24 protein-coding genes and 3 pseudogenes are annotated in these 26,328 nt (G+C 46.7%); 15 read left to right on the top strand and 12 right to left on the bottom strand.

Annotation, left to right across the window (positions count from 1 at the left end):
- Positions 1 to 68: 68 nt before the first annotated feature.
- Positions 69 to 1,733: pseudogene (metG, locus tag DXE33_RS04815) on the bottom strand (methionine--tRNA ligase); the annotation flags it as partial.
- Between the two features lie 164 nt (positions 1,734 to 1,897).
- On the opposite strand from metG, the gene DXE33_RS04810 reads away from it, so the two are divergent.
- From DXE33_RS04810 to DXE33_RS04790, 5 genes are all read left to right on the top strand, one after another.
- Entirely contained in the window at positions 1,898 to 2,740 is an 843-nt protein-coding gene (locus tag DXE33_RS04810) for a formate dehydrogenase accessory sulfurtransferase FdhD (RefSeq protein WP_114638907.1), read from the top strand.
- A 40-nt stretch (positions 2,741 to 2,780) separates the two neighbouring features.
- Complete coding sequence (gene dcd / locus DXE33_RS04805) at positions 2,781 to 3,347, top strand: dCTP deaminase (protein ID WP_114638905.1); 567 nt, start codon at positions 2,781 to 2,783, stop codon at positions 3,345 to 3,347.
- Between the two features lie 13 nt (positions 3,348 to 3,360).
- Positions 3,361 to 3,732, top strand: a complete 372-nt coding sequence (locus DXE33_RS04800; RefSeq protein ID WP_114638904.1) for a potassium channel family protein — start codon at positions 3,361 to 3,363, stop codon at positions 3,730 to 3,732.
- Positions 3,733 to 3,776: 44 nt separating this feature from the next.
- Positions 3,777 to 4,205 (top strand): hypothetical protein, encoded by a 429-nt coding sequence (locus DXE33_RS04795; RefSeq protein ID WP_162785414.1) that lies wholly within the window; start codon positions 3,777 to 3,779, stop codon positions 4,203 to 4,205.
- Between the two features lie 61 nt (positions 4,206 to 4,266).
- Complete coding sequence (locus DXE33_RS04790) at positions 4,267 to 6,534, top strand: arginine/lysine/ornithine decarboxylase (protein ID WP_114638900.1); 2,268 nt, start codon at positions 4,267 to 4,269, stop codon at positions 6,532 to 6,534.
- A gap of 51 nt (positions 6,535 to 6,585) precedes the next feature.
- Here DXE33_RS04790 and DXE33_RS04785 read toward each other — a convergent pair.
- The 3 genes and pseudogenes from DXE33_RS04785 to argH form a co-directional block, all read right to left on the bottom strand.
- Positions 6,586 to 8,113 (bottom strand): annotated as a pseudogene (locus DXE33_RS04785) (TRAP transporter large permease).
- Complete coding sequence (locus DXE33_RS04780; protein WP_114638898.1) at positions 8,110 to 8,661, bottom strand: TRAP transporter small permease subunit; 552 nt, start codon at positions 8,659 to 8,661, stop codon at positions 8,110 to 8,112. The pseudogene DXE33_RS04785 and the gene DXE33_RS04780 overlap by 4 nt, the downstream one beginning before the upstream one ends.
- Before the next feature lie 5 nt (positions 8,662 to 8,666).
- A complete protein-coding gene (argH, locus tag DXE33_RS04775; RefSeq protein WP_114638896.1) occupies positions 8,667 to 10,085 on the bottom strand; it encodes an argininosuccinate lyase in 1,419 nt (472 codons plus the stop codon).
- A gap of 43 nt (positions 10,086 to 10,128) precedes the next feature.
- On the opposite strand from argH, the gene hemC reads away from it, so the two are divergent.
- Entirely contained in the window at positions 10,129 to 11,106 is a 978-nt protein-coding gene (gene hemC, locus DXE33_RS04770; RefSeq protein WP_114638894.1) for a hydroxymethylbilane synthase, read from the top strand.
- 17 nt (positions 11,107 to 11,123) lie between these two features.
- Positions 11,124 to 11,948, top strand: a complete 825-nt coding sequence (locus tag DXE33_RS04765) for a uroporphyrinogen-III synthase (protein WP_114638892.1) — start codon at positions 11,124 to 11,126, stop codon at positions 11,946 to 11,948.
- Positions 11,949 to 12,095: 147 nt separating this feature from the next.
- Here DXE33_RS04765 and DXE33_RS04760 read toward each other — a convergent pair whose 3' ends face one another.
- Entirely contained in the window at positions 12,096 to 12,512 is a 417-nt protein-coding gene (locus DXE33_RS04760; RefSeq protein WP_197711997.1) for a chorismate--pyruvate lyase family protein, read from the bottom strand.
- A gap of 2 nt (positions 12,513 to 12,514) precedes the next feature.
- A complete protein-coding gene (locus DXE33_RS04755; RefSeq protein ID WP_114638890.1) occupies positions 12,515 to 14,002 on the bottom strand; it encodes a DEAD/DEAH box helicase in 1,488 nt (495 codons plus the stop codon).
- Positions 14,003 to 14,264: 262 nt separating this feature from the next.
- Between DXE33_RS04755 and leuE the strand changes: the two genes are divergently transcribed.
- A complete protein-coding gene (gene leuE / locus DXE33_RS04750; protein ID WP_114638888.1) occupies positions 14,265 to 14,945 on the top strand; it encodes a leucine efflux protein LeuE in 681 nt (226 codons plus the stop codon).
- A gap of 32 nt (positions 14,946 to 14,977) precedes the next feature.
- Here leuE and DXE33_RS10430 read toward each other — a convergent pair whose 3' ends face one another.
- From DXE33_RS10430 to DXE33_RS09800, 3 genes are read right to left on the bottom strand one after another with little or no spacing between them, the layout of a single operon-like run.
- A complete protein-coding gene (locus tag DXE33_RS10430; RefSeq protein WP_269460041.1) occupies positions 14,978 to 15,640 on the bottom strand; it encodes an aldehyde dehydrogenase family protein in 663 nt (220 codons plus the stop codon).
- A gap of 55 nt (positions 15,641 to 15,695) precedes the next feature.
- Positions 15,696 to 16,121 (bottom strand): aldehyde dehydrogenase family protein, encoded by a 426-nt coding sequence (locus DXE33_RS10425; protein WP_269460024.1) that lies wholly within the window; start codon positions 16,119 to 16,121, stop codon positions 15,696 to 15,698.
- 57 nt (positions 16,122 to 16,178) lie between these two features.
- Complete coding sequence (locus tag DXE33_RS09800; RefSeq protein WP_197711995.1) at positions 16,179 to 16,376, bottom strand: hypothetical protein; 198 nt, start codon at positions 16,374 to 16,376, stop codon at positions 16,179 to 16,181.
- A 49-nt stretch (positions 16,377 to 16,425) separates the two neighbouring features.
- On the opposite strand from DXE33_RS09800, the gene msrA reads away from it, so the two are divergent.
- Positions 16,426 to 17,004 (top strand): peptide-methionine (S)-S-oxide reductase MsrA, encoded by a 579-nt coding sequence (gene msrA / locus DXE33_RS04740; RefSeq protein ID WP_114638886.1) that lies wholly within the window; start codon positions 16,426 to 16,428, stop codon positions 17,002 to 17,004.
- Between the two features lie 20 nt (positions 17,005 to 17,024).
- Here msrA and pdxH read toward each other — a convergent pair whose 3' ends face one another.
- Entirely contained in the window at positions 17,025 to 17,660 is a 636-nt protein-coding gene (gene pdxH, locus DXE33_RS04735) for a pyridoxamine 5'-phosphate oxidase (RefSeq protein WP_114639725.1), read from the bottom strand.
- Between the two features lie 22 nt (positions 17,661 to 17,682).
- Here pdxH and DXE33_RS04730 point away from each other — a divergent pair, with 22 nt between their 5' ends.
- From DXE33_RS04730 to pepN, 5 genes and pseudogenes are all read left to right on the top strand, one after another.
- The gene (locus DXE33_RS04730; protein ID WP_114638884.1) at positions 17,683 to 18,438 is read left to right on the top strand and encodes a tRNA threonylcarbamoyladenosine dehydratase; all 756 of its coding nucleotides are present in this window, start codon (positions 17,683 to 17,685) and stop codon (positions 18,436 to 18,438) included.
- A gap of 259 nt (positions 18,439 to 18,697) precedes the next feature.
- A complete protein-coding gene (locus tag DXE33_RS04725; protein ID WP_114638882.1) occupies positions 18,698 to 20,122 on the top strand; it encodes an amino acid permease in 1,425 nt (474 codons plus the stop codon).
- Positions 20,088 to 21,206 (top strand): alanine dehydrogenase, encoded by a 1,119-nt coding sequence (ald, locus tag DXE33_RS04720; RefSeq protein WP_114638880.1) that lies wholly within the window; start codon positions 20,088 to 20,090, stop codon positions 21,204 to 21,206. Before DXE33_RS04725 ends, ald begins: the two co-directional genes overlap by 35 nt.
- 103 nt (positions 21,207 to 21,309) lie before the next feature.
- Positions 21,310 to 21,886: pseudogene (locus DXE33_RS04715) on the top strand (TMEM165/GDT1 family protein).
- A gap of 44 nt (positions 21,887 to 21,930) precedes the next feature.
- Positions 21,931 to 24,540, top strand: a complete 2,610-nt coding sequence (gene pepN, locus DXE33_RS04710; RefSeq protein WP_114638878.1) for an aminopeptidase N — start codon at positions 21,931 to 21,933, stop codon at positions 24,538 to 24,540.
- 20 nt (positions 24,541 to 24,560) lie between these two features.
- On the opposite strand, the gene DXE33_RS04705 is transcribed toward pepN, so the two are convergent.
- Complete coding sequence (locus DXE33_RS04705; RefSeq protein ID WP_114638876.1) at positions 24,561 to 24,944, bottom strand: PIN domain-containing protein; 384 nt, start codon at positions 24,942 to 24,944, stop codon at positions 24,561 to 24,563.
- Positions 24,945 to 24,946: 2 nt separating this feature from the next.
- Complete coding sequence (locus DXE33_RS04700) at positions 24,947 to 25,150, bottom strand: type II toxin-antitoxin system VapB family antitoxin (RefSeq protein ID WP_114639724.1); 204 nt, start codon at positions 25,148 to 25,150, stop codon at positions 24,947 to 24,949.
- 179 nt (positions 25,151 to 25,329) lie between these two features.
- Between DXE33_RS04700 and DXE33_RS04695 the strand changes: the two genes are divergently transcribed.
- Positions 25,330 to 26,328 (top strand): class 1 fructose-bisphosphatase, encoded by a 999-nt coding sequence (locus DXE33_RS04695; RefSeq protein ID WP_114638874.1) that lies wholly within the window; start codon positions 25,330 to 25,332, stop codon positions 26,326 to 26,328.

The raw sequence follows: 26,328 nt of genomic DNA, 5'->3' as shown, positions 1-26,328 counted from the left end.
AATAAATTCCAAAAGTTATCTAAGGCTTACACCCTCATTATAGGTGCTTTTTAAGCCCTTTTTTACAAGTTTGCCACCAGCAAAGCCTCGATTTGAGGGGCTTCAACCCGGGTCATCAGGTGCTTATATGGCTGGATTGGGTTTTTGCTGGAAAGTGGGGTGTTGATGTCGTCCCAGGAAAGTGCAGGCAGGGATAAGAATTGCTCTACGCCAGCAGCCACCTGAGGAATGACGGGTTTGAGATAGAGGCTGAGCATGCGGAATGCCTCTAGGGTGACGCTACAAACCTGCTGCAAGTCTGCTTCACGTTCAAGGTCTTTTGCGATTTCCCAAGGCTTGTTTTCGTCTACAAAGCTATTGACCTTATTGGCGAGCTCCATGATTGAGCGCAATGCTTTTGCATATTCGCGCGCTTCATAAAGGGCGGCAATTTTTTCATTACTTGCTGCAATTTCTTTTAAGAGTGGATGATTCATTGCCTCGTCTGAAACAACGCCACCAAAACGCTTTACCAAGAAGCCAGCACTGCGGCTGGCAATATTGATGTACTTACCAAGTAAGTCAGAGTTAACGCGTGCAACAAAATCTTGAAGATTTAAATCTAAATCTTCCATGCTGTCATTCAGTTTGGTTGCAAAGTAATAGCGGAACCACTCGGGATTAAAGCCGCATTCAATGACACTATTAGCAGAAATTAAGGTGCCACGAGACTTACTCATCTTCTCGCCATCAACGGTTAAGAATCCATGAGCAAATACATTGGTTGGTGTGCGATAACCTGCAAATTGCAAAGTTGCTGGCCAGAATAAAGTATGGAAGTACAAAATATCCTTACCAATGAAGTGATACTGCTCAGTCGTCGTGTCAGGCTTCACCCATTCATCAAAATTGATACCTTTAGCCTCGCAGTAATTGAGGAAGCTGGCGTAATAACCGATCGGCGCATCAAGCCAGACATAGAAGTATTTCCCCGCAGCGTCGGGGATTTCAAAGCCAAAGTAGGGGGCATCACGGGAGATATCCCAGTCTCCAAGCTTGCTCTCGCCTGGTTCACCAACCCATTCTTTCATTTTGTTGCGCGCCTCAGATTGCAGTGGCGTTTTCACTTGCGTCCACTCGCGTAAGAAGGTTTCGCAACGAGGGTCAGATAACTTGAAAAAATAGTGATCCGATATTTTTTTAATGGGGGTGGCCCCACTGACTACTGAGAATGGATTTTTTAAATCCGTTGGTGAGTAAGTCGCGCCACATTTTTCACAGTTGTCACCGTATTGATCTTTGGCGCCGCACTTAGGGCATTCGCCTTTGATGAAGCGATCCGGTAAAAACATTTCTTTCACAGGATCATAAGCTTGCTCGATAGCACGTTTTTCAATCAAACCAGCATCGCGGAGTTTGAGATAAATACTTTGCGCGAGTTTTTCATTCTCGGGGCTATCTGTGGTGTAGTAATTGTCAAATGAAATCAGGAAGTGATCGAAGTCACGTTTGTGCTCTTTCCATACATTAGCAATTAATTCTTTGGGGGTTAAGCCTTCCTTCTCAGCGCGCAACATGATTGGGGTGCCGTGGGTATCATCTGCGCCAACGTAATGAACCTCGTGACCACGCATCCGTTGAAAGCGAACCCAAATATCAGTTTGGATGTATTCAACCAAATGGCCAATATGGATCTGACCATTGGCATAAGGTAGGGCGGAAGTGACAAGAAGGCGACGCTGGGAGCTGCTCATGTAAAACGGACTTAAATAAAAAGAATTGAAGGGTTCAGTATTGCTTAAAAGTTAATTATGCAAGCATGTGCAGTGATTTTAGTCTGCGGTTAAAGTAAAAGACCTTTTAGTCTCGATAAAATGACTCTTAAGCCGAATATCGAGCCCTATTTAGAAAGCATTTCATGGCCGTAAAACCTACTATCCAAATGTCTAATGCCTCCGTGCCCTTGGTGCACGAGGTTGAGGTATTGGATGAGGCAGGCCGCAAGAAGCTCACCCATATTCCTGGAGAGCGTCCCTTAACGATCTATCTAGATAAGCGCGAAGTGGTTACTTTGATGACCTTGGGAAGCGCTCCTGAGGCCTTGGTGCTGGGCTATCTGCGTAATCAGCGCCTCGTGGGGTCACCCGATGATATTGAGAGTATCCAGGTTGACTGGGAAACAGATTCCGCGGCGGTGAAGACGCGCCGAAGTACAGTCGACATTGATGCTCTAACTAGCAAGCGCGTTGTGACAACCGGTTGCGGTCAGGGGACCATGTTTGGCGGGCTGATCGAGGAGATGGCAGAGATTCGCCTGCCTGATGGCCCATTGTTAGCCCAAGAGGCAATATTTAGCCTGGTAGATACTATTCGCATTCACGACACAATCTACAAAAAGTCTGGCTCTGTACATGCTTGTGCCGTATTTGAACGTGATGTTGAACATGGGGTTCGTCTGCTGCACTTCATTGAAGATGTGGGTCGTCATAATGCGGTCGATTCTATTTCGGGCTTGATGTGGCTTGCCAATAAGCCCGGCAGGGATCTGATCTTCTTTACCACTGGGCGTCTCACCTCTGAAATGGTGATCAAGGGCGCTCAGATGGGCATCCCCTTCCTTCTCACCCGTTCCGGAGTGACCTTGATGGGGCTTGAGTTGGCACGCAAAACCAATCTCACGATCCTCTCACGTTGCTCCGGTAAACACTTTGAGATCTACAACGCCCCTGAGCGGGTCGTTTTTACCCCAAAAACCCCATAAATTAATGGGCAGGGTAGGTCGAAGGTTTTACAATTCGGCCATGACTATTAAATCTGACCACTGGATCCGCCGCATGGGTGAGCAAGGCATGATCAGCCCATTTGAGCCTGGGCAAGTTCGCCAAGACCCTGCAGGCAACAAAATTGTGAGCTACGGCACCTCAAGCTACGGCTATGACATTCGTTGCGCGGACGAATTTAAGATCTTCACCAACATCAACAGCACGATTGTTGATCCCAAGAATTTCGATGAACAATCTTTTGTCGACTTTAAGGGTGATGTTTGCATAATTCCTCCCAATTCATTTGCATTGGCAAGAACCGTAGAGTATTTCAAGATTCCTCGTAGCGTATTAACTGTATGTGTGGGTAAGAGTACCTATGCGCGTTGCGGAATTATTGTGAACGTCACTCCATTTGAGCCTGAGTGGGAAGGCTATGTGACATTAGAATTTTCCAATACCACTCCATTGCCTGCAAAAATTTATGCAGGTGAGGGTTGCGCTCAAGTTCTCTTCTTTGAAAGTGATGAGGTGTGCGGCACTTCTTATAAAGATCGTGGCGGCAAGTATCAAGGTCAGCGGGGTGTAACCCTGCCTAAGACTTAAACCCTTCACCGTAGTGGATAAATTCCCTTTTGGTCGCCGCCCAGAGCGGATCAATCTGGATGAATATCGCGCCACTTTGACGCGTTCAGCGGTTGCGCGCCCCGAGAACAATTTTTACCATTGGCTGCTAGGCACTTCATGGACTAAGTTTTTGCTTCTAGTCATCTGTGTTTATTTGGGAACTAATCTCCTATTTGCTTATGCATACTTGGCTTGCGGACCAGGCGCAATTACCAATACCAAACCTAATTCCTTGATTGATGTTTTTTACTTCAGCGTCCAAACCATGGCGACGATCGGATATGGACAAATGACCCCAGTGGGTCATTGGCCTAATTCCATTGTGACCTTTGAAGCTTTTTTTGGATTGTTTATTCAGCGCTAACAACGGGTTTAGCATTTGCTCGATTCACCCGTCCCACAGCGGGCGTGCGCTTTACCAAGGTGGCAGTAGTTGGAAGCCATGATGGCGTTAGGACCCTTAAATTTAGGGTTGCTAATGATCGTAGCTCTCATATTGTTGAAGCGCAACTGCGCTTATGGCTCATTGCAGAGAGCATGACTAGTGAGGGTGAGCGCTATCGCAAATCAGTAGAGCTGCCACTACACCGTGCCGAGAGTCCGGTCTTTTCATTGACCTGGACCGCAATGCACAGCATCGATGAAAGTAGTCTGCTAAGCGAGTTTTTAGACAAACCTGCTTTAAATAGTCATTGGCACTTATTAATCACCTTTACGGGGTATCACGAAAGCTTAGCAAATCAGGTTTATGCTCGCCATGTTTACTTGCCGAGAGATTTGCAGCAAAATGTTTGTCGACATAGTAACGGTTTTGCCAGACGGTGGTCGGGTCATTGACCTAGCCAATTTTGAGAAGTGGGTTCCGAATACATCGGGACAAGTTAGTAGGAGAGTATTTATGAAATTTCGTTTCCCAATCATCATTATTGATGAGGACTTCCGTTCCGAAAATATTTCGGGTTCCGGTATTCGTGATCTTGCCGAGGCAATCGAGAATGAAGGCATGGAGGTAATCGGATTAACTAGTTATGGTGACTTAACTTCATTTGCTCAGCAGGCCTCCCGCGCCTCAACTTTTATTGTTTCGATCGACGATGAAGAATTTATTGGTGATTCGGAGGATCATGATCTCCCTGCACTAAATAATTTACGTGCTTTTATTACTGAAGTTCGTAAGCGTAATGAAGATATTCCAATCTTCTTGTATGGTGAAACTCGTACCTCACGTCATATGCCAAATGACATCTTGCGGGAGCTGCATGGGTTCATTCATATGAATGAAGACACGCTAGAGTTTGTAGCGCGGCACATTATTCGTGAAGCAAAGGTGTATTTAGATTCATTGGCGCCACCATTCTTCCGTGCATTGACCAATTACGCATCAGAGGGTTCCTACTCTTGGCATTGCCCAGGCCACTCTGGCGGCGTAGCGTTCTTAAAAAGTCCCGTGGGCCGTATGTTCCATCAATTCTTTGGTGAGAACACGTTACGTGCTGACGTCTGCAATGCTGTAGAAGAATTGGGTCAGCTACTCGACCATACAGGACCAGTTCTACAAAGTGAGCGTAATGCTGCGCGCATCTTTAATGCTGATCATTTATTCTTTGTCACTAACGGTACATCAACCTCGAATAAAATTGTTTGGCACTCTACTGTCGCTCCTGGCGATGTTGTGTTGGTTGACCGTAATTGCCATAAATCGGTGATTCATTCGATCACCATGATGGGCGCGATTCCCATTTTCTTAATGCCCACCCGAAATCATCTCGGCATTATTGGTCCGATCCCAAAAGAAGAGTTTGAGTGGAAAAACATTAAGAAAAAAATTGATGCTAATCCCTTCATCAAAAACAAGAATGTTGTACCCCGAGTGATGACCCTGACTCAGAGTACTTACGACGGCATTGTTTACAACGTTGAGATGATTAAGGAGATGCTCGACGGCAAAGTCGATTCACTACATTTTGATGAAGCCTGGTTACCGCATGCTGCGTTCCATCCTTTTTACAAAAATATGCATGCGATTGGATCTGATCGCAAGCGTACTAAGAAGAGTTTGATGTTTGCTACCCAGTCTACTCATAAACTATTAGCTGGCTTATCGCAGGCTTCCCAGGTATTGGTTCAGGATGCAGAAGATACTAAGCTCGATCGTGACTGCTTTAATGAAGCCTATTTGATGCATACCTCGACCAGTCCACAGTACGCGATTATTGCTTCATGTGACGTATCTGCCGCCATGATGGAGTCTCCAGGTGGCACCACCTTGGTTGAGGAGTCTATTGCAGAAGCAATGGACTTCCGTCGTGCAATGCGCGAAGTGGATGATAAGTTTGGTGCTGATTGGTGGTTTAAGGTTTGGGGCCCAGATCACCTAGCCGATGAAGGTATTGGTGAGCGTTCAGATTGGATCTTGGAGCCTAATGCAAGTTGGCATGACTTTGGCAAACTCGCTCAAGATTTCAATATGCTTGATCCGATCAAGGCAACCGTGGTTACTCCTGGTTTAGATATTGAAGGTAACTTTGGTTCTATGGGAATTCCTGCGAGTATTGTGACCAAGTACTTGGCCGAGCATGGCGTGATCGTGGAGAAGTGCGGCCTGTATTCCTTCTTCATTATGTTCACGATTGGGATTACCAAGGGGCGTTGGAATACTTTACTTACTGAGTTACAGCAATTTAAGGATCACATTGATAAGAACGCTCCCTTGTGGAAAGTATTGCCAGAGTTTGTCGCCAAGCACCCACGATATGAACGCGTTGGCCTAAAGGATATTTGTCAGCAAATTCATGAGTTCTATAAGAGTCGTGATGTAGCGCGTATGACTACGGAGATGTATACCTCTGATATGGAGCCGGCTATGATGCCTTCTGAGGCATGGGCAAAGATGGCACATAAGCAGGTCGATCGTGTACCACTCGATCAATTAGATGGGCGTGTTACTGCAATGTTGGTAACTCCATATCCTCCGGGTATTCCGCTTTTGATTCCTGGCGAACGCTTTAACAAGCGGATTGTGGATTATCTATTCTTCGCAAGAGACTTCAATGAGAAGTTCCCAGGCTTTGAGACCGACATCCATGGATTAGTAAAGGGCGAAGTAGATGGCCATAGCGAGTACTACGTGGATTGCGTCAGACAAGAGCACGATATCACCTTGTAATTCACACTGTGTTTCAGCTATGGATATAAAAGACCTGCAATGCAGGTCTTTTTATTTAATTGGCTTGTCCAGCTGAAAGCTAACCGGAGCATCTTCATCCATTTTGCTAGCTGCTTCAGGCTTGCCTTCTTCAGTGCCCGTGAAATTAAAGTCTTGGCTCTGTGCCATTGCTGCCGGCTTGTCCATTAAGGTGGTCACTAGCGCTGGGCATGCGATAACTATGGCCACCATGACTAATTGCAATCCCACCCAGGGTAGTGCCCCCAATATATATCGCTACTTTTTACCTCCTTAGGGGCAACGCCTCTGAGATAAAACAAAGCAAAGCCAAATGGTGGGTGCATGAATGAGGTTTGCATATTGACGCAAAGCATGACGCCAAACCAAACTAGCGCGGCACTAGCGGCTGCCTGCGGGTTTCCATTCATGGCATCTAGTAATACTGGCGAAAGAAGTTTGACCGCCACAGGAGCTAGCATCGGCACCACAATAAAAGCAATCTCAAAAAAGTCTAAGAAGAAGGCCAGAAAAAATACGAAAAGATTTACAACAATCAAAAATCCGATCCATCCGCCTGGCAAGCTAGAGAAAAGTTCTTCGACCCAGCAACCACCATCCACTCCTTGAAAGACAACAGAGAAGCAGGTTGAGCCAATCAAAATGAATACCACCATCGCTGTGATGCGCATGGTGTTTTGATAAGCCTCGGTAATTAATCTTTTTAGGTTTGGAATGCTTGCTCTACGAATCCACGCCAACAGCAATGCACCCATGGCCCCCATAGCTCCAGACTCAGTGGGGGTGGCAATGCCAGTCATAATGGTGCCCAGCACCAGGAAAATCAAAACTGCGGATGGAATGATACCCAGGAGACACTTTTTCCAGAGGGTCCAGCCTTTAAGGGTGATTTCGCTCTCAGGAACGGGGGGCAGATAGTCTGGGCTAATCCGGCCCAAAAAAAGGTATATAGAGCAAAGAGGCTAATTTGGAGGAGGGATGGCCCCCAGGCGCCCAGATACATGCTCCCCACATCGGCACTGCCGCTTTGGGTTTTGAGCTGGTCTGCCAGCACGATCAATACCAAAGATGGTGGAACCAGTTGGGTAATTGTTCCAGAAGCCGCTAAAACACCTGTGGCATAGCGCATGTTGTAGCCATAACGCATCATTACTGGCAGTGAGATCATCGCCATAGCAATTACTTGAGCTGCTACGGTACCAGTGATGGCTCCCAAAATAAAACCCACAATGATGACGGAGTAACCAAGACCGCCTCTAACTCGTCCAAATAACTGACCCATAGAGTCGAGCATCTCTTCGGCTAGGCCACAGCGCTCGAGAATGGCGCCCATAAAGGTAAAGAAGGGAATGGCTAACAAGAGATCATTGGCTAGCACGCCACCAAAGATTCGTTGGGGGATGGCTTGTAAGAAAGTAATCCCAAAGAAGCCCTCGCCCATCGCGATCAAGGAGAAGAACAGACCGGCTGCCATTAATGAGAAAGCCACTGGGAAGCCAATCAACATAAAGATGACCAGGCCACCAAACATGAGGGGAGGCATCCACTCTAATGGAATCATTGCATCGGCTTTTCGTAATGAAGATCTTCGGTTGGTAAAGTAATGTCGCCTTTTAATGCGCCGATTCGTTTAATGATTTCTGAGAGACCTTGTAGGCTCAACATGAAGAATCCAAAAGGCACGATAAATTTAATGGGGTAACGCGCCAAGCCACCAGAATTTAATGAACCTTCCATGACTAACCAGGATGGGTAAAAGAGCGTTGTCCAAGAGAGCCAGCTAAATAACAAACAAGCAGGCAATAGGAAGCAAGCTAAACCAAACAGATCAACCCAAAGTCTGCCGCGAGCAGAGAGATGTGAGTAGATCAGATCAACACGCACATGCTCATTGCGTTTGAGGGTGTAAGCAGAGCCCAGCATCACTGCAGCGCTAAATAGGTACCACTGCAACTCTAGAGGCCAGTTATTGCTAATGTCAAAACCATAGCGGAGTAAGGCATTGCCTGCTGATACTATGCAAGAGAGCAGAATCATGATGCTGGCAGCGCTGCCTAGCAGTTGATTGATGCGATCAATACCCTTAGAGAGCTTAGTCCAGAACCCCATGCGACTTAGAGATCTGCGCGACCCCGTTTAATAGCCGCTAGAACCTGTGCTGGCGAAGTTCCGCCGGCATGTTGACGAGACTGTACTGAGCCATCGACAGTGAGTAATGCAAAAACATCATCACTGATCAGTTCAGGGCGGCTATCTAAACCACAAGCAAAGCGCAGTTCAGAAAGACTCAGGTCGGTCAACATGCAGTTTCTACTAGCGCATGCTTTAACGGCATGCGCTACTGCTTCGTGTGCATCTCGAAATGCCAACCCTTTTTTTACGAGATAGTCTGCTAAGTCGGTGGCGGTAGCAAAACCTTCTTCGGCAGCCGCTTTTATGACCTCGGCTTTGACTTCAATGTGGGGAATCATGTCGGCGAAGATGCGCAAGGTGTCTTGAACAGTATCTACAGCATCAAACAGAGGCTCTTTGTCTTCTTGATTATCTTTGTTGTAAGCCAGTGGCTGACTCTTCATCAAGGTCAATAAAGAAATTAAGTCACCATAGACTCGACCAGTCTTGCCGCGGGCTAATTCAGGAACGTCTGGATTCTTCTTTTGCGGCATGATGGAGCTGCCAGTGCAAAAGCGATCTGGTAAGTCAATAAATCCAAAGCGTGGGCTTAGCCACAGAATCAACTCTTCTGATAGACGAGAAATGTGCATCATCAAAATAGCAGCAAACGCACAGAACTCAATAGCAAAGTCGCGATCTGATACGGCATCTAGGGAGTTATTGCAGATACCGTCAAAGCCAAGAATCTTGGCTACTTGCTCACGATCAATCGGATAGGTAGTGCCAGCTAATGCTGCTGCACCTAATGGTAGACGATTAAAGCGCGCACGTAGGTCGGCTAAGCGGCTAGCATCACGGCTAAACATTTCATAGTAAGCCATCAAGTGATGACCAAACGTAATCGGTTGTGCCACTTGCAAATGCGTATGCCCTGGCATGATCGTGGCTGCATGTTTTTCAGCTAGATCTAAAAGAGCAATGCGCAAGGCTTTGAGCGTAGTAGCAATCTCATCAACACTGTCACGCAACCAGAGACGTAAATCAGTGGCTACTTGGTCATTACGCGAGCGACCGGTATGCAGACGTTTCCCAGCATCACCGACTAATGCAGTAAGACGAGCTTCAATATTGAGGTGTACATCTTCAAGTGCCAATTGCCATTCAAATTGCCCAGACTCAATTTCGTTTTTAATCTGAGCCATACCCTTTTGAATATCGGTTAAATCTTGGGCGCTGATAATCTTTTGATTCGCCAGCATTTGCGCGTGAGCCAGGGAGCCAGCAATATCAACCATGGCAAAGCGTTGATCAAAGCCAATAGAGGCTGTATAACGTTGAACCAGTTCGTCAACGGGTTCTGCAAAACGGGCCGACCAAGCTTGGGCTTTGTTGGCAAGGGAATTTTTAGATGAGCTCATAAACACAGTATATTGGTGTAGGTCTTTGATTATTTTAAATGTTATGTCCCAAACCCTGAATTCTTCGCATTCTGCTGCTCCCCACGTTCCCCCAAAGCGCTTAGTGATTGCTTCCCGGGAGAGTCGCTTGGCCATGTGGCAGGCGGAGCATGTCCAAGAATGCCTTAAAAGGCTTTACCCAGACTGTGATGTGCAAATTTTGGGGATGACTACCCGTGGCGACCAGATTCTGGACCGAGCCCTCTCTAAAGTGGGTGGCAAAGGTCTTTTTGTGAAGGAGTTGGAAACGGCTTTAGAGGATGGTCGTGCTGATTTAGCAGTGCACTCTCTTAAAGATGTGCCCATGGTCATGCCTGAAGGTTTTGACTTGTCCTGCGTGATGGCCAGGGAAGATGCAAGGGATGCATTTGTTTCAAACGATTACGCTAGCTTAGAGGAACTTCCAAACGGTGCAATTGTAGGAACATCGAGTCTACGTCGCGAGTCAGTTTTGCGCGCTAAATTTCCACATTTAGTCATTCAACCGCTGCGCGGGAACTTAGATACCCGTATGGGCAAGTTAGATCGCGGTGAATACCAAGCCATTATTTTGGCTGCTGCGGGATTAAAGCGTCTTGGATTAGACAGTCGCATTCGTGCATATCTCCCCTATGATCCCTATACCCCAGCTGCAGGTCAAGGCGCACTCGGTATTGAGACACTCAGTAAACATCCGAGCATTAAAGATTGGCTAGCACCACTGAATGATTTGCCAACATTATTAGCTGTTTCAGCAGAGCGCATGGTCTCTCGCCAATTGGGCGGCTCATGCGAAGTACCCTTAGCAGCCCATGCCACTTGGGATCAGCAGCAAATGCATATTCGCTCTTTCGTCGCCAGTACTGATGGCAAAGCAATCTGCCTAGCAAGTGGCAACGCCAAAGTGACCTGCGTAGCAGACGCCGAAGCTTTGGGTTTAGCAGTTGCAAAAGATTTACTGGCACAGGGTGCCGCAGATCTCATTCCTAATTTCACCAAGTAATTGGTAAACACCAATCTATGAGTATCAAGACGATTGTGATCACCAGGCCAAGTGGTCAAGCACGTCAATTGATCGAGGTACTGACGCAAGCTATTGAGCGTAGCGGCGTTGCTCAGCGCAGTCTTCCGCAAATACTCTCTTTGCCATTGCTCACAATTGTTCCAAAAGCGGATGATCAATTGGCTGACCAGATTGCCACGGCATTAAGTGATGCTGACCTGGCGATTTTTGTGAGCCCAAATGCAATCGAGAGTGTGATGCGTCTGCTGGGAAGAGATTGGCAAGGCTTTTCAAAAAAAGTGATCCCAATTGGTGTCATGGGTGGTAGCAGTCATCTCGCCCTGAAAAATCATGGCATTGGCCAGGAAGAAGTGCCAACACCCATCATCATTCCTAAAAACAATGACAACTGGGACTCTGAGGGCTTATGGCATGAGCTTCAGGCGCTGGGGTGGAGTTGGCAAGATAAGAAAGTAGTCATCTTTAAGGGTGAGGGTGGGCGTGATTGGTTAGCTGATACCTTAAAAAATGCCGGCACGAGAGTGGAAGCGATTTCTACATATACTCGCATTCCTTTGGATATTGATAACCCCTCATGGCATGCAATTCACGAGATGGATTTCTCCAAGTCACTTTGGCTATTAACCTCCTCAGAGGCAGTGCGCTATTTAGGTGAAGTAGCGCAAGAACAATTTCCAGAAAGCCTTGCAGTGGCTAGTGCTTTATGTCCGCATCACAATATTTCAGATGCAGCCGAGCGTATTGGGTTTGGTGAGGTCTTTACGACGCTGCCTGGTGATGAGGCTCTGATGAAAGCCGCTTTAGCTTGGCTAACTATTTAGCCTGGTAATTCAGTAAAGCGGGTAGAAAAATTTCGTTAACTAGAATTGGGTGCCCTTTGAGTTGATACAAGGTGCGGCGAGCCCATAAGGGTGAGCTCAAACCAGAATAATGAGCAGAACACTTTTTCCACAAGGCGCTTGCTTTATCTAAGCGCGCAATTTCTCGGGGGGCTTGGCCTCGGAGTGTTTGCGAGTTTTGTTAAATAAGACCGCCCCCAAAGGCTTCTTGCCCAAGGGCAGAATCTGATGGTTGCTACCACTGGAGCTAGCAGTGGGAATAACGCTATGCGCCATCACTAAAGGGATGCCGTTAGCACAAAGTAATACTTCGCGAACCCTACAGCGTCTAATGCGCAAATGAAAATAGCGACTCTCGTCGCTATTTAAGGTTTGAGGACAATCGCGCAAAACTTGAACTTCTAGTTTTTGCCCAATTACCTTCTCAATTTTTTGAGTTAAAGATCCGGTATCGCTTAACCAGGGTTGCCACTTACGTGGCGCCCGATGAATGCCACCGGAACCGACTCGATTCCATGCAGAACGGAGACGATTACGGTGAAGCATGTTTAGTTGCCGCTAAAGTTACGACGTTGACCGCCAGACTTTGGTTTAGCAAAGCGAGGACCTGTTGGACGTGAATCACCAGAACGAGCCGGACGTGAGTCAGCAGAACGCGCAGGACGTGAATCGCCTGAGCGACCACCACCAGCATTACCGCCACCGCCGAAACGAGACTCTGAGCGAGCCCCTGATCCGTAGCGACCACCGCCGCCACCAGAACGATTGCCGCCAAAGCCGCCACCTGAGCGACCACCGCCACTACCAAAGCTTGGCTTAGCTTGTGGCTCAAGACCAGCGATGACTGAAGCCACAATGTCTTGCTGCGTAAAGCGCTCGATATTGCGAATCTTTGCGCGATCACGATGTTCAACCAAAGTGATTGCTACACCATTGCGACCTGCACGACCAGTACGACCGATACGGTGCGCGTAATCTTCAGGTTTCATTGGCAAGCCAAAGTTAATCACGTGACTGATGCGTGGCACATCAATACCACGGGCCGCTACGTCGGTTGCAACCAAAATCTTAGTATGCCCCTTTCGTAAAGACTCAAGACGACGCATACGTACAGCTTGAGGCATTGCACCATGCAAGGCAGTAGCTTCATAGCCGTTGGCACGCAATGTATTAGCAATCTTTTCGCTCTCAACTTGAGTGCTTGCAAACACTACCGCTTGATCCAAAGAGGCATCAGCCAAAATGTGCTCAAGAAGCTTGTGCTTGTGTGACATGCTGTCAGCCCAGTGCAGCTTCTGCTCAATGTTGGCGTGCTTTTCACCCGCGTGAGCAAGCTCAATACGCTTGGCATCTGTAGTCAACTCATTTGCTAAAGACATAATCTTTGGCGCAAAAGTTGCAGAGAACATCAAAGTTTGATCACGACTAGGGCAACGTTTATCAATCGCCTCGAGATCTTCAGCAAATCCCATGTCAAGCATGCGATCAGCCTCGTCAATCACGAGTTGTTTAACATCATCTAAGCGAATAGCTTTGCTGTCGCACAAGTCGAGTAAACGACCTGGAGTTGCAACAACTAACAACGCACCTTTCAATGCTTGGATTTGTTTACCGTAAGGCATGCCACCCATCACAGTGGCAATACGAATGCCTTTCATGCCACGAACTAAGTTCACTGCATCGGCGGCAACCTGTTGAGCTAATTCACGAGTAGGGCAGAGAACCAACACCTTAGGTTGAGCGCGACCTGGTACAGGCGAATTATTCGGGTTGCTTTCGATCAGCTGATTAATCAAAGGCAATAAAAAAGCTGCGGTTTTACCGCTACCGGTTTGGCTACTGACCAACAAGTCACCACCAGCTAATGCTGCAGGAATAACCTGAGCTTGAACTGGAGTGGCTTGGGTAAAACCCAGTTCAGCAACGTTTTTAAGGAGTGATGCCGCTAGGGCGAAATTCTGGAATTCAGATCCAGCGCTCTTTGAGTCTCGACTGATGTCTTTCGGCTCGTGTTTAGTTTCTTTAGAAAAAGTCATGCTATTGCACATCCCCTTTAAGGGATGTCTCCGTATGTTGCACCCAAAGTTTTTATAGGGTGCGATGGTCAAAGGCATCGACCATCAGACAAGCGGCAGCGCGGTTTTGTGACTTCTGTGTTTATGACTTCTAAACGGTACGCTGAAATAGAAATAGAATAGAGCTGGGGGGCGATGAATCAAATTGCTTAAAAAAGCCTCTTATTATGACACCTTGAGGGTGCGATTACAAGGGTTTTCCCGAATTTATTATGATGTGGTGATGCAATGGTTCACATTCAGCCTCTTGTCGCCTGCAAACGCAGGGATCAATGATTTCTCAAGCTATTTCTTAGGGACTCTGTTCATCATTCTATTGCCTGGACCTAATTCCCTCTTTGTGCTGACTACTGCTTCACAAAAAGGTTGGCGCTCAGGAGTGTGGGGTGCCATGGGTATCTTTATCGGAGATTGTATTCTGATGATTGGCGTAGCATTAGGAGCTGCATCCTTACTTTTGTCATCCCCAATACTCTTCAATCTTGTGCGAACTGTTGGCGCTTCTTATCTAGGCTGGATGGGCAGTGGCTTAATTCGTACTGGTTGGCAGCGTTGGACATCATCGGAAACCATCATTGCAAATACGTCATTACAAGCGCGTCTTATGCAGTTGCACCCTTTGTTGGCAGCGTTAGCGCTTTCTCTGACAAATCCCAAGGCCATCTTTTTCTTTATTGCATTCTTCTCGCAATTCATTCAAACAGACTTTGGATATCCTGCCTATACCTTTTTATATCTCGCACTAGTTCTGCAGCTGATGAGTATGAGTTATTTAGCCGCTTTGATTTTGGTAGGGCAGAAATGTTTACACTTCTTTAAAAGCCATCATCGCGCTGCAGCAATGCTTTGGATGATTGCAGGCGCGATGTTTGTCAGTTTTGCGGTTCGACTTTTACTTACCTAAAACTCTCACACCACTCACGCTCTTTCTGCGGCTTACTTTAAGCAGCGAATCAAACGATCTGTTTTCTTGCTATAAGGCGGCCGAGCAGGCCTAGTCCCCTTGAGAATATTGGTACCGAGCAATCCCCTGACTTCTAGGATCGACTTTTGGTGACTGAACGCATCAAATCCAGCCTTGCCATGATATTTTCCCATTCCACTAGAGCCAATTCCGCCAAATGGAAGGGAGTCTACGGTAGCCTGCAAGAAAACATCATTGATTGTTACGCCACCAGAGCGCGTATTTTGTAGCACTGCCTGCAGATTCTTTTTATTCTTACCAAACCAATAAAGAGCGAGCGGATTGGGATGTTGGTTGATGTAATTAATCGCAGCAAGAGGATTGCCTATGGTAATGATGGGCAGAATCGGTCCAAAAATTTCTTCATGCAGTACGCGTGCTGCCGGCGGAATATCGATTAGAGCAATGGGATCAAAGCGTCTGGCACCAGCGCCGGGAATATTGAGTAATGGAATTGCTTTTGCGCCACGATCGATAGCATCGCTGAGTAAAAATTGCCAGTATTGAAGTTGCTCATCGTCAATAGGGCCTGTGAGCTCTTCCGGATTGCTAAATTGCGATTGAGCAGCCGCTTGTAATTCTCGAATCAACTCCTGCTGCGAACTTGCCTCAATGAGCACATAATCTGGCGCAATACAGGTTTGACCGCTATTAAGAAGTTTTCCATAAACAATGGCTGCTGCTGCATCTTTAAATGTTTGCTGAGGAATCCACTATAGCGGGAGTTTTACCTCCAAGCTCTAAGGTAACAGGTGTGAGATTTTCTGCGGCTGCCCGCATCACTTTTTTGCCAATAGCTTCTGAGCCGGTGAAGAGCAAGTGATCAAAGGGTAAGGCAATGAATTGTTCTGCAACATCAGGACCACCGGTAGTTACACAAAATTCTGTTGGATGAAAATATTCTTGAATCAAGATTGCTAAAAAACCTGAAGTGCGTGAACTGCGCTCAGAAGGCTTTAGCCAAACACGATTGCCTGCAGCAAATGCAGAAATCGCAGGAACTAAAGATAATTGCACCGGATAGTTCCAAGGGCTCATGATGCCAATAACACCAATTGATTGATTTTCAATCCAGGCTTCAGAGGAACTCATGCGTGCAGCGGTTTCCACTTGCACAGGCTTCATCCAATCTTTTAAATGTCTGCGGGTATATTTGCACGCCTGATATACCATCTAAAATTCCGCCAAGCGGGTCTCAACTGAATGGCGTACGCCAAAATCTGCGATGAGTGCTTTTGTGAGCTTTTCTTCATTAGCCTCAATCATTTTTTCAATTCGGCCAATACGCTCCAGCCTGACTTCAAGGATGGGGTTGGGCTCTGCAGCATAAGCTGCTTTTATTTCATCAAGCTGGATGGTGAAGCGATTCATAGTGTGTTGATAGTTGGCAAGCATTTGAATAAGGCATTAGGATAAAGCCATGAATACAATTGACGAGAAAAACGGGTCTACTCTAGAGCGTGCCACCTTGGGTGGAGGTTGTTTTTGGTGCCTTGAGGCTGTTTACCAACAAATTTTGGGGGTCAAGAGTGTGGTTTCTGGATATGCCGGTGGCGCCAGACCAAACCCTTCTTATGAGTCGGTGTGTACTGGGGTGACTGGGCATGCTGAGATTGTCGACATCATGTTTGATCCTCAAGTGGTGTCTTTTAGAGATCTTTTAGAGGTCTTTTTTGTGATTCATAATCCAACGACTTTGAATTACCAAGGTAATGATCACGGTACACAATATCGCTCTGTCATTTTTACCCATAGTGATGAGCAGACCAAGATTGCGCATGAGGTTATTCAAGAACTAGAGGATTCGAAGATTTATGCCGATCCTGTGGTGACGCAAATTCAACCAGCACCAACAATTTACCCTGCTGAAGACTATCACCAGAATTATTTCCAGCAGCATCCAAACCAAGGCTATTGTGCAGCAGTAGTTGCACCTAAGCTTGCTAAGTTCAGAGCAAAATTTAAATCACTGATTGCGCCACACTACCACTACGCTTAAGTAGTGAGCTGTAAAAGAAATTAAGGCGCTAGGCGATGGATTTGCCAGTTGCTGCCAACTAGTTTGTAGGCAATGCGATCGTGCAATCTAGATGGGCGACCTTGCCAAAACTCAAGCTCGGTTGGGCGCAGACGATATCCGCCCCAGTGTTCTGGGCGCGGAGGAGTATCACCAAATTCTGCTTTAAAGCGCTCTTCAGCAGTTTCTAGAAATTCTCGATTTGGAATGGTGGCGCTTTGGGGGGATGCCCACGCGCCGATGCGAGATGCTGGAGGTCGCGAGTGAAAGTATTCATCGCTCTCTGCAGGGCTAAAGCGCTCTACAACACCCTTGATGCGCACTTGACGCTCTAATTCATGCCAATGAAAGAGTAAGGCAGCTTGGGGTCTTACGGCTAAATCCTTTCCTTTTTGACTCTCGTAGTTGGTAAAGAAGGTAAAGCCATTTTGGTCGGCCCCTTTTAGTAAGACAATACGAGCTGAGGGATTGCCAGTTTGATCGGCAGTTGCCAAGGTCATGGAATTGGGCTCTGGGCACTTTGCTTGGACCGCCTGATCGAACCAAAGCTGAAAGAGTGGCAAGGGATCACGAGGTACTTGGCTCTCTGAGGGCTGGCCAAGGGTATAGTTTTTGCGAAGTTGAGCAATGGAATCCATAAATTCAGTATAAAGAGAAGCTATGGCAGAAGACAAGCTAGAAGACAGTATTGAAGTCCGTCGCTTTGGTGGCGTTTCTAGGCTTTATGGCCCAGAGCTTCGCGCACGCTTTCAAGACGCAACGGTGGTAGTGGCTGGTCTTGGTGGAGTAGGTTCTTGGGCAGCAGAAGCCTTAGCTCGTACTGGAATTGGACATCTTGTACTCGTCGATTTTGACCACATTGCTGAGAGCAATACCAATCGTCAGATCCATGCCATAGAAGGGCAATACGGGATGGCTAAAGTGGCTGCCATGACGCAACGTATTTTGCAAATTAGTCCGCAAATTGAATTGACTGCACACGATGCATTTTTAGAGCCAGACAATCTAGACCGACTCATTCCTGAAGAAGCTTTTGTTTTAGATGCCGCTGATTCTGTGCAAACCAAAATTGCTCTAGCTGTGTGGGCAAAAAAAAACGAACGTTCTTTAGTGATGTGCGGAGCCGCAGGCGGCAAGACTGACCCAACTTCGGTACGATGCGATGACTTATCTCGCACCGAACAAGATGCATTGCTCGCTAAAGTAAGGCAGGGTCTTAGACAGGATCACGGGTTTTCTCGAAACCTCAAGCACAAAATTGGTATTCGGGCGATCTACTCTCATGAGCCTAGGGCTGGAGCTTCTACAGGTGGTCTTGCCTGTTCTGGCTATGGTTCTACGGTCATGGTGACTGCTGCGTGTGGTCTTGCAGCGGCGGCAGAAATTCTCAATCTCATTGCTCTTAGCAATACGTAGAGAATTTTAGAAAATCTTGCTGTAAAAATCTGCTGAATCCTTAAGGGGATTCCCTGTAGGAAATTACTGATTCTTCTGCAATCAAAAAAATATTGAGATGGCTTGTTCTATTAATTAAAGAGCAAATCATCAAATCAAGCATGCACTTTTAATCTTTAAGTTACTTTGAGAATTTTTACCCTCTAGTCCATTTGACTGGCTCTCCCTAGACTGTGCTCCATTGGTAATTCACCAATGACAAATCGAAAGGAGGTCTCTTTTGCAGACTGAACAAACTGGCTTAAAACGCCATCTCAAAGTAAGACACATTCGCTTAATGGCTTTAGGCTCAACGATTGGCGTTGGATTATTTCTAGGGTCGGCGAGTGCAATTCAAATTGCAGGGCCTTCTATTTTGTTGGGGTATCTGCTGGCGGGTATTGTGGGTTTTATTGTTCTGCGCACTCTCGGAGAGATGGCGGTGCATGAGCCTGTTGCTGGATCTTTTGCGGCCTATGCCAATAACTATGTTGGACCTCTGGCTGGATACCTTGTGGGCTGGGGCTATTGGACCTATTGGATTGTGGTGGGGATTGCTGAGGTCACGGCAGTTGGTATCTACATGGGGATCTGGTTTCCGGAGACTCCCCAATGGATCTGGGCGCTTTCCTCTATTTTGATGATGGGACTTATCAATCTCATCGCTGTGAAGGTATTTGGTGAGTTTGAGTTTTGGTTTGCACTTATCAAAGTAGTTGCCATTATTGCGATGATTGCCTTAGGTGGTTCAGTCATTCTCTTTGGCTTCACGAACAATTGGCAGCCTATTGGTTTGAGTAATTTGTGGCAACACGGTGGTTTCTTCCCAAATGGTGTTAGTGGCATGTTGCTTTCCTTGCAGATGGTGCTTTTTGCTTATGTTGGTATCGAGATGATTGGTTTTTCTACTGGTGAGGCAGAGAATCCCAAGAAAACCATTCCGATGGCAATTGATTCCTTGGCCTGGCGTATTTTGATTTTTTACATGGGTGCGATCTTGGTCATTCTGGCAATCTTCCCTTGGAATGAAGTCGGCCAGCAGGGTAGCCCATTTGTTGTGATGTTTGAGCGTATTGGTTTGCGTGAAGCAGCAGGCTTGATCAATTTTGTGGTCATTACCGCAGCCCTGTCTTCATGCAATGCGGGAATCTTTAGTGGAGGACGTCTTTTGTACTCCTTATCGAACAACGGTTATGCTCCCGCATCCTTTGCGAAGCTATCAAAACAAGGTGTGCCTCATCGCGCAGTAATGGCTACCGTTGCCGTATGTATGTCCGGTGTGGTCCTCAACTATTTTGTTCCCGATAAGGCTTTCCAATATGTCATGGCAGCGGTGACATTTGTGGGTCTGATGGTCTGGATCGCCATCTTGATCATTCAAATGAAATTCCGTCGTTCATTAACCAAAGCGCAAGTAGCCGAACTTGGATATCGCGCTCCTTGGTGGCCTTATTCCTCGTGGTTTGCTCTGGCATTTATTTCTTTAGTAGTAGTGCTAATGGGATTCCATGAGGATGCACGGATGGCATTGATATTGGGTCCGTGTCTCTTGGGCGTGTATCTAGCAATGTTTTATGTCGCTGGTTTGCATCGCAAAACTAAAAACCGATTTGATTTAATAGGAGATCAACATGATTATTGGCGTTCCACAAGAAGTAAAAAATAATGAGTTTCGGGTGGGATTAACCCCGGGTAATGTGAGTAGCTTGTGTAAAGATGGTCACACCGTATTAATTCAAAGAGGGGCCGGCTCACAAATTGGTTTAAGTGATGAGTCCTATCGCGATGCAGGTGCTTCTCTGATAAATAGTGCGGCCGAAGTATTCCAAAAAGCTGAAATGATCGTGAAGGTAAAAGAGCCTCAGGCCCAAGAGTGCGCAATGCTTCGCGAGGATCAGATTTTATTTACCTATTTGCATCTTGCCCCTGATCCTCAGCAGACTAAGGCGTTGATTGATTCGGGTGCTACTTGCATTGCGTATGAGACAGTCACCGCCATGAATGGAGCCTTACCCTTGTTGGCGCCCATGAGTGAGGTGGCGGGACGTATGTCAATTCAAGCGGCAGCCTCTCATTTGGAAAAAACGCATGGTGGCCTTGGTGTACTGATGGCTGGTGTACCTGGGGTATCACCAGCAAAGATAGTCATTTTGGGTGCAGGTGTTGTTGGCCGAAATGCTCTGCAGATGGCGGTTGGTATGGGGGCGGATGTTTGTATCTTTGATCGCGACATTGATCGATTACGCCAGATTGATATGCTGTATGGAAATCGTGTGCGGACTTTTTACTCGGATGGATTGCAAATTGAACAGGAGATAAGCGAGGCAGATGTTGTCATCGGTGCAGTGTTAATTCCAGGTGGTGAGGCTCCAAAATTAGTCACTCGTGAGATGGTTAAAAAAATGAAGAAAGGGGCGGTAGTGGTAGATGTGGCCATTGATCAAGGCGGTTGCTTTGAAACCTCGAAGCCGACAACTCATGCTGATCCGACCTTCTTGGTTGATGGCGTATTGCATTATTGCGTAGCGAATATGCCAGGCGCTGTTGCCCGAACATCTACCTTTGCTTTGACTAATGCCACCTTTCCATTTGTTCAGGCGCTGGCTAATCAAGGTGTTATTCAGGCCTTAACGATTGATCATCATCTGCGCAATGGTCTGAGCGTATATAAAGGTGTTTTAACCTCTAAGCCAGTAGCCTTGGCTCAGGGCCTAGACTTTGCTCTTGCAGAGGAGCTCTTGGCGGCTTAAGCGTAAAAGTCTTGGTTTGGTAGTCACGTAGTCGAGGCGTCATACAGAGGATTTAAACTATTTGATAATTACTGACCGTTTCATTTACTGGAATTACCAATCCATGGACTTTTCTGCCCTTACTCTCTCTGCTGGCGTTGTTGCGCTGGCAGAGATGGGTGATAAAACTCAATTACTTTCCCTCATGTTGGCAGAGCGTTATCCAAAGCAAGCCATGGCCATCATTGCTGGTATCTTTGTTGCCACGATCGCAAACCATGCTTGCGCTGCGTTAACTGGGCCACTGGTTGATGACCTTGGTTTCTCCTGATGTGATGCGTTGGATTCTCGGTGCAAGCTTTTTGGGTATTGGTTTATGGCTTTTAGTGCCAGATCACATTGATGACGCAGCAGGCGCTAAACCTGCCAATAGTGCTTTGCAGGTTTTTGTACTCACGGTATTGTTGTTTTTTATGGCCGAGATGGGTGATAAGACGCAAATTGCAACCATTGCCTTGGGAGCTAGATATGAGGATGTCTTTTCAGTTACGGTAGGCACTACTTTGGGGATGATGCTGGCAAACGCGCCAGCAGTTTGGGTAGGTCAAAAGTTCACCCAGCGCATGCCGATCAAATGGGTGCATGCGGTAGCAGCCGTCACTTTCATAGCTATTGGTGCAGCGACCCTAATTTGGGGGTGACATCGTCTACTGCACTAGGGTGTTTCCAGACTTAAAATGGTGGAATGAAAACTGATCTACCTCAGAGCTTTCGCCGGCTCGAATACCGCCCCCCTATTTATACCTTTGATGAAGTAGAGCTCCATATCGCGCTTGATCCCGCTCGGACGATTGTGAAAAGCCGGATTGAAGTGCTACCCGGCAAGAGCTTTGAGGCTGGAGCCCCTTTAATCTTAGCTGGGCAAGAGTTGGAGTTTGTGAGTTTGCGCATAAATGGTCAAGCGCATCGACACTTTGAGCTTACTCCTGAGACACTTTCTATTCATTCTCTACCAAATGAGGGTAAACAGAAATTCACACTGGAAATCATCTCTATTTGTGTCCCAGAGAAAAATACGACTCTTATGGGTCTGTATGTATCTAATGGCAATTTCTTTACGCAATGTGAAGCTGAAGGCTTTCGAAAAATCACTTATTTTTTAGATCGCCCAGATGTGATGGCGCGTTATCGCGTGACCTTGCAGGCGCGTGAGGCGGAGTGCCCAGTTTTATTATCCAATGGTAATTTGTTGAGTACCGAAAAGCTTCCCAATGGTTGGCATAGCGCCACTTGGGAAGATCCATTTCCAAAACCTTCCTATTTATTTGCTCTAGTGGCAGGCGAGCTCGAGTGCATCGAAGAAACTATTACTACGAGTAGTGGTGCTAAAAAGCTCTTACAGATTTGGGTAGAGCCACATGATCTAAAGAAGACACGTCATGCCATGGATTCTTTAATTGCATCGATTCATTGGGATGAAAAACGTTACGGTCTTGAGCTCGATTTAGAGCGCTTCATGATTGTGGCGGTAAGTGACTTCAATATGGGCGCAATGGAAAACAAGGGCTTGAATATTTTCAATACCAAGTTTGTGCTAGCCCAGCCAGAAACTGCTACTGATGCTGACTTTGCGAATATTGAAAGTGTTGTGGCGCACGAATATTTCCATAATTGGACTGGCAATCGCGTGACATGCCAAGATTGGTTCCAGTTATCCCTTAAAGAGGGGCTAACGGTCTTTCGGGATCAAGAGTTCTCAGCTGGTCAGATGGGAAGCGAGTCGGGTAGAGCGGTAAAGCGCATTGAAGATGTTCGCTTGCTGCGCCAATTGCAGTTTCCTGAAGATGCGGGCCCAATGGCTCATCCTATTCGCCCTGATGAGTATCAAGAGATTAACAACTTTTATACCGTCACGGTTTACGAAAAAGGTTCTGAGGTGGTGCGTATGTACCAAACTCTGCTTGGTAGAGATGGCTTTCGCAAAGGCATGGGTTTGTATTTCAAGCGCCATGATGGTCAAGCAGTCACTTGCGATGACTTCCTAGCAGCCATGGCAGATGCTAATGGTAAAGATCTCACTCAGTTTCAGAATTGGTACTGCCAGGCTGGCACCCCCAGAGTCAAAGTGGAAGAGAGCTACGATGCTGCGAAAAAGCAGTTTCATTTGACCTTGACCCAGAGCTGCGCTGCTACCCCAGGTCAGCCAGAGAAAAAACCGTTTCATATTCCTTTGAAGATGCGCTTGATCACAGATGCTCATGATCAACCCGAGCAATTACTGGAGTTAACGCAACCCACTCAAACTTGGATCTTCGACAATGTTGCTGACCGTCCGGTACTCTCCATCAATCGCGACTTTTCTGCGCCAGTCAATTTGGATTTTGATCAAAGTGAAGCAGATTTATTAATCCTCTTCTCTAGTGATGACGATGCCTTTAATCGTTGGGAAGCAGGTCAGAAACTGGCGATGCAAATGATTTTGAATGATCGCTTGCCAGATCAAGACCTTATCGAGGCTTACCGCAATCTCTTGCTCGACCCAAGTCTGGATCCTGCATTCAAGGAACTAGCCTTAACTCTACCAGCTGAGTCTTATTTATATGAGCAGTGTGAGAACGTTGATCCGCAAAAGATCTTTACTGCAAGGCGCGCTTTCCGAAGAGCCATTGCCAAACAATTGCAATTAGAGTGGGCGGCTCTATACCAACAGAACCAAACGCCAGGTCCGTTTACATCTGATGCGGCAAGCGCTGGTAAACGAGCGCTCAAGAACTTGGCGTTGAGTATGCTTTTAGAGGCTGATCCAAACATCTGGGCGCCGATGGCCGTCAATCAGTATCAAGTTGCTGACAACATGACAGATCGTTATGCGGCTTTAGCGGCATTAGTTGTTCATGGCGTCAAAGCGGCGGATGATTGTTTAGTTGATTTCTTCAGTAGATTTAATAATGATGCTTTGGTGATTGATAAGTGGTTTGCACTCCAGTCCAGTCGCCCACCGGTTGATAGTCTTGAGCCAACCCTAGGCAATGTGAAGCGTTTGCGCGAGCACCCAGCTTTTAAATTAAATAATCCCAATCGTGCTCGTAGCGTGATTCATGCCTTCTGCACTAATAATCCAGCGAGCTTCCATCAGGCTGATGGAAGCGGGTATGCATTCTGGGCGGAAAGTGTGTTGGCACTTGACCCAATTAATCCGCAGGTAGCTGCGCGTTTGGCTAGAGCCCTAGATCGTTGGCGTTTATTTGCCCAGCCTTATCAAGGGCAGATGAAGGCAGCCTTAGCGCAAGTGGCTGCTTGCCAAACCCTCTCGCCAGACGTCAGAGAAGTGATTGGCAAGGCGCTAGGGAATTAATTACATCGGGGGATTGATTCTTAGTGTAGCTGTTGGTTATAAGAAATCCCCAATCGACCAGCTAGTGACTCTAAATTTTTATCAAAAGTCCAAATGAGGGTATTCCCAGAAAGAAGGGCGGATGCAAGAAGAGACACATCGATTGCCCCGCATCCTGAGTCATTGAGTTTATGGGCTTCAATAAACTTCAACGTTTCTTCTGTTGTTGCTACAACAGCTTGACGCAATTTTTTTATGTAACTCAATGTTTTGGAGCGGGGGGCAGGCGGAGATCCGCATGCGAGCTCGATCAACACCAGTGGGTGACAAAGAACTTGATCGTTTGCAAGTAAAGAGGCAAATGAGGTGTTTGATTTTCTAAAGTGAGCTACCCATATCGAGGTATCTGCCAAAACCAATGCCATACCTATTGAGTACTACTGGATTTGCGACGGGGGATGCTTTTCATCTGAGGTGCACTTCCCCCCAATGCAGCCAGTCGCTTTGCGCTTTGTACGCGCACAAAAACGCTCATAGCCTCGCGAAAGAGGTCTGCTTTATCAATGCCCGGATCAGCAAGCTCAAGACAGCTTTGATATAAGTCGTCATCAATGGTTACGGTAGTTCTCATCATCTTTACTCATCATTTTTGATGCATATTAACATCAAAATACGCATCATACAAGAAGGTTTCAGTCATCAACATCCTCCAAAGTTAAAGTGTTTAGCTGGAAATGCCCTCTTTTTTGGTGCGATTTAAATTACAGGCAAAATAGACCCTAATCTCAACAGCACTTTGGAGAACTCCTTTTGCCTTCAAGTAACCACATCAATTTCAAGCAATTTTTGACCACTGCAAAGCCGCAGGGCGCTGCTATTCCTGTCGGCCTTCAAGAGTTGCTCACTGCCGTAGTCAATACTTGTTCTACGCTGAGTCATGAAGTGGCTCAAGGCGCATTAATCGGTTTATTGGGTTCTGCTGGCACCGGTAACGTCCAGGGTGAAGTGCAGCAAAAACTCGATATTATTGCTAATGATTTATTAATTGATGGTGTGAAGGGGTGTAAATCACTCGCAGGCTTGGCTTCAGAAGAGATGGAGTTACCAGTTCCAATCCAAGGCACGGGCGACTATCTTCTTTTGTTTGATCCATTAGACGGATCATCCAATATTGATGTCAATGTGTCGATTGGAACCATTTTTTCTATTCTGAAAAAACAAGATCCACAATCGCCATTGCAGACTTCTGATTTCTTGTTATCTGGTCGCCACCAAGTAGCCGCTGGCTATGTTGTTTATGGACCGCAAACCACTATGGCACTCACTTTAGGTGATGGCGTTGTGATGTTTACCTTAAACAAGGTCACTGGCGAGTTCTTATTGATTAAAGATAATGTCACGATTACCCATTCCACTAAGGAATTTGCTATCAATATGTCTAATATGCGTCATTGGGCTGATCCAGTACGTCGCTATGTGGAGGAGTGCTTAGCTGGTTCAGGCGGCGCTCGTGCTAAAGACTTCAATATGCGCTGGATTGCTTCGATGGTGGCTGATGTGCATCGCGTTCTTTCTCGCGGCGGTGTTTTTATGTACCCCTGGGATCAGCGAGAGCCAAATAAGCCAGGTAAATTGCGTTTGATGTATGAGGCTAATCCGATGAGTTTTTTGGTGGAGCAGGCTGGTGGAGCCTCTACTAATGGTAAAGATTTAATTATGGATATACAGCCAACGGATTTGCATGAGCGCGTTTCAGTGATGCTCGGCTCTAAAGAGGAGGTTGATCTATTGCGCCACTATCATGCCTAA

Origin of the sequence: Polynucleobacter necessarius (assembly GCF_900096765.1) — a bacterium.
GTDB lineage: Bacteria > Pseudomonadota > Gammaproteobacteria > Burkholderiales > Burkholderiaceae > Polynucleobacter > Polynucleobacter necessarius_F.
Note: the sequence above shows the minus strand (reverse complement) of the source record. Positions and strands in the feature narration are given on the sequence as shown.

What these genes read in the sequence shown, in the direction of transcription:
- DXE33_RS04705 (WP_114638876.1), bottom strand. Translation starts at nt 24,944, where the DNA reads ATGGCATTGGTTTTGGCAGATACCTCGATATGGGTAGCTCACTTTAGA.
- argH (WP_114638896.1), bottom strand. Translation starts at nt 10,085, where the DNA reads ATGAGCTCATCTAAAAATTCCCTTGCCAACAAAGCCCAAGCTTGGTCG.
- DXE33_RS04730 (WP_114638884.1), top strand. Translation starts at nt 17,683, where the DNA reads ATGGCAGAAGACAAGCTAGAAGACAGTATTGAAGTCCGTCGCTTTGGT.
- DXE33_RS04765 (WP_114638892.1), top strand. Translation starts at nt 11,124, where the DNA reads ATGAGTATCAAGACGATTGTGATCACCAGGCCAAGTGGTCAAGCACGT.
- msrA (WP_114638886.1), top strand. Translation starts at nt 16,426, where the DNA reads ATGAATACAATTGACGAGAAAAACGGGTCTACTCTAGAGCGTGCCACC.
- DXE33_RS04810 (WP_114638907.1), top strand. Translation starts at nt 1,898, where the DNA reads ATGGCCGTAAAACCTACTATCCAAATGTCTAATGCCTCCGTGCCCTTG.
- pdxH (WP_114639725.1), bottom strand. Translation starts at nt 17,660, where the DNA reads ATGGATTCCATTGCTCAACTTCGCAAAAACTATACCCTTGGCCAGCCC.
- DXE33_RS04760 (WP_197711997.1), bottom strand. Translation starts at nt 12,512, where the DNA reads ATGCTTCACCGTAATCGTCTCCGTTCTGCATGGAATCGAGTCGGTTCC.
- pepN (WP_114638878.1), top strand. Translation starts at nt 21,931, where the DNA reads ATGAAAACTGATCTACCTCAGAGCTTTCGCCGGCTCGAATACCGCCCC.
- DXE33_RS04700 (WP_114639724.1), bottom strand. Translation starts at nt 25,150, where the DNA reads ATGAGAACTACCGTAACCATTGATGACGACTTATATCAAAGCTGTCTT.
- DXE33_RS04755 (WP_114638890.1), bottom strand. Translation starts at nt 14,002, where the DNA reads ATGACTTTTTCTAAAGAAACTAAACACGAGCCGAAAGACATCAGTCGA.
- dcd (WP_114638905.1), top strand. Translation starts at nt 2,781, where the DNA reads ATGACTATTAAATCTGACCACTGGATCCGCCGCATGGGTGAGCAAGGC.
- DXE33_RS04780 (WP_114638898.1), bottom strand. Translation starts at nt 8,661, where the DNA reads ATGGGGTTCTGGACTAAGCTCTCTAAGGGTATTGATCGCATCAATCAA.
- ald (WP_114638880.1), top strand. Translation starts at nt 20,088, where the DNA reads ATGATTATTGGCGTTCCACAAGAAGTAAAAAATAATGAGTTTCGGGTG.
- leuE (WP_114638888.1), top strand. Translation starts at nt 14,265, where the DNA reads ATGCAATGGTTCACATTCAGCCTCTTGTCGCCTGCAAACGCAGGGATC.
- hemC (WP_114638894.1), top strand. Translation starts at nt 10,129, where the DNA reads ATGTCCCAAACCCTGAATTCTTCGCATTCTGCTGCTCCCCACGTTCCC.
- DXE33_RS04790 (WP_114638900.1), top strand. Translation starts at nt 4,267, where the DNA reads ATGAAATTTCGTTTCCCAATCATCATTATTGATGAGGACTTCCGTTCC.
- DXE33_RS09800 (WP_197711995.1), bottom strand. Translation starts at nt 16,376, where the DNA reads ATGAATCGCTTCACCATCCAGCTTGATGAAATAAAAGCAGCTTATGCT.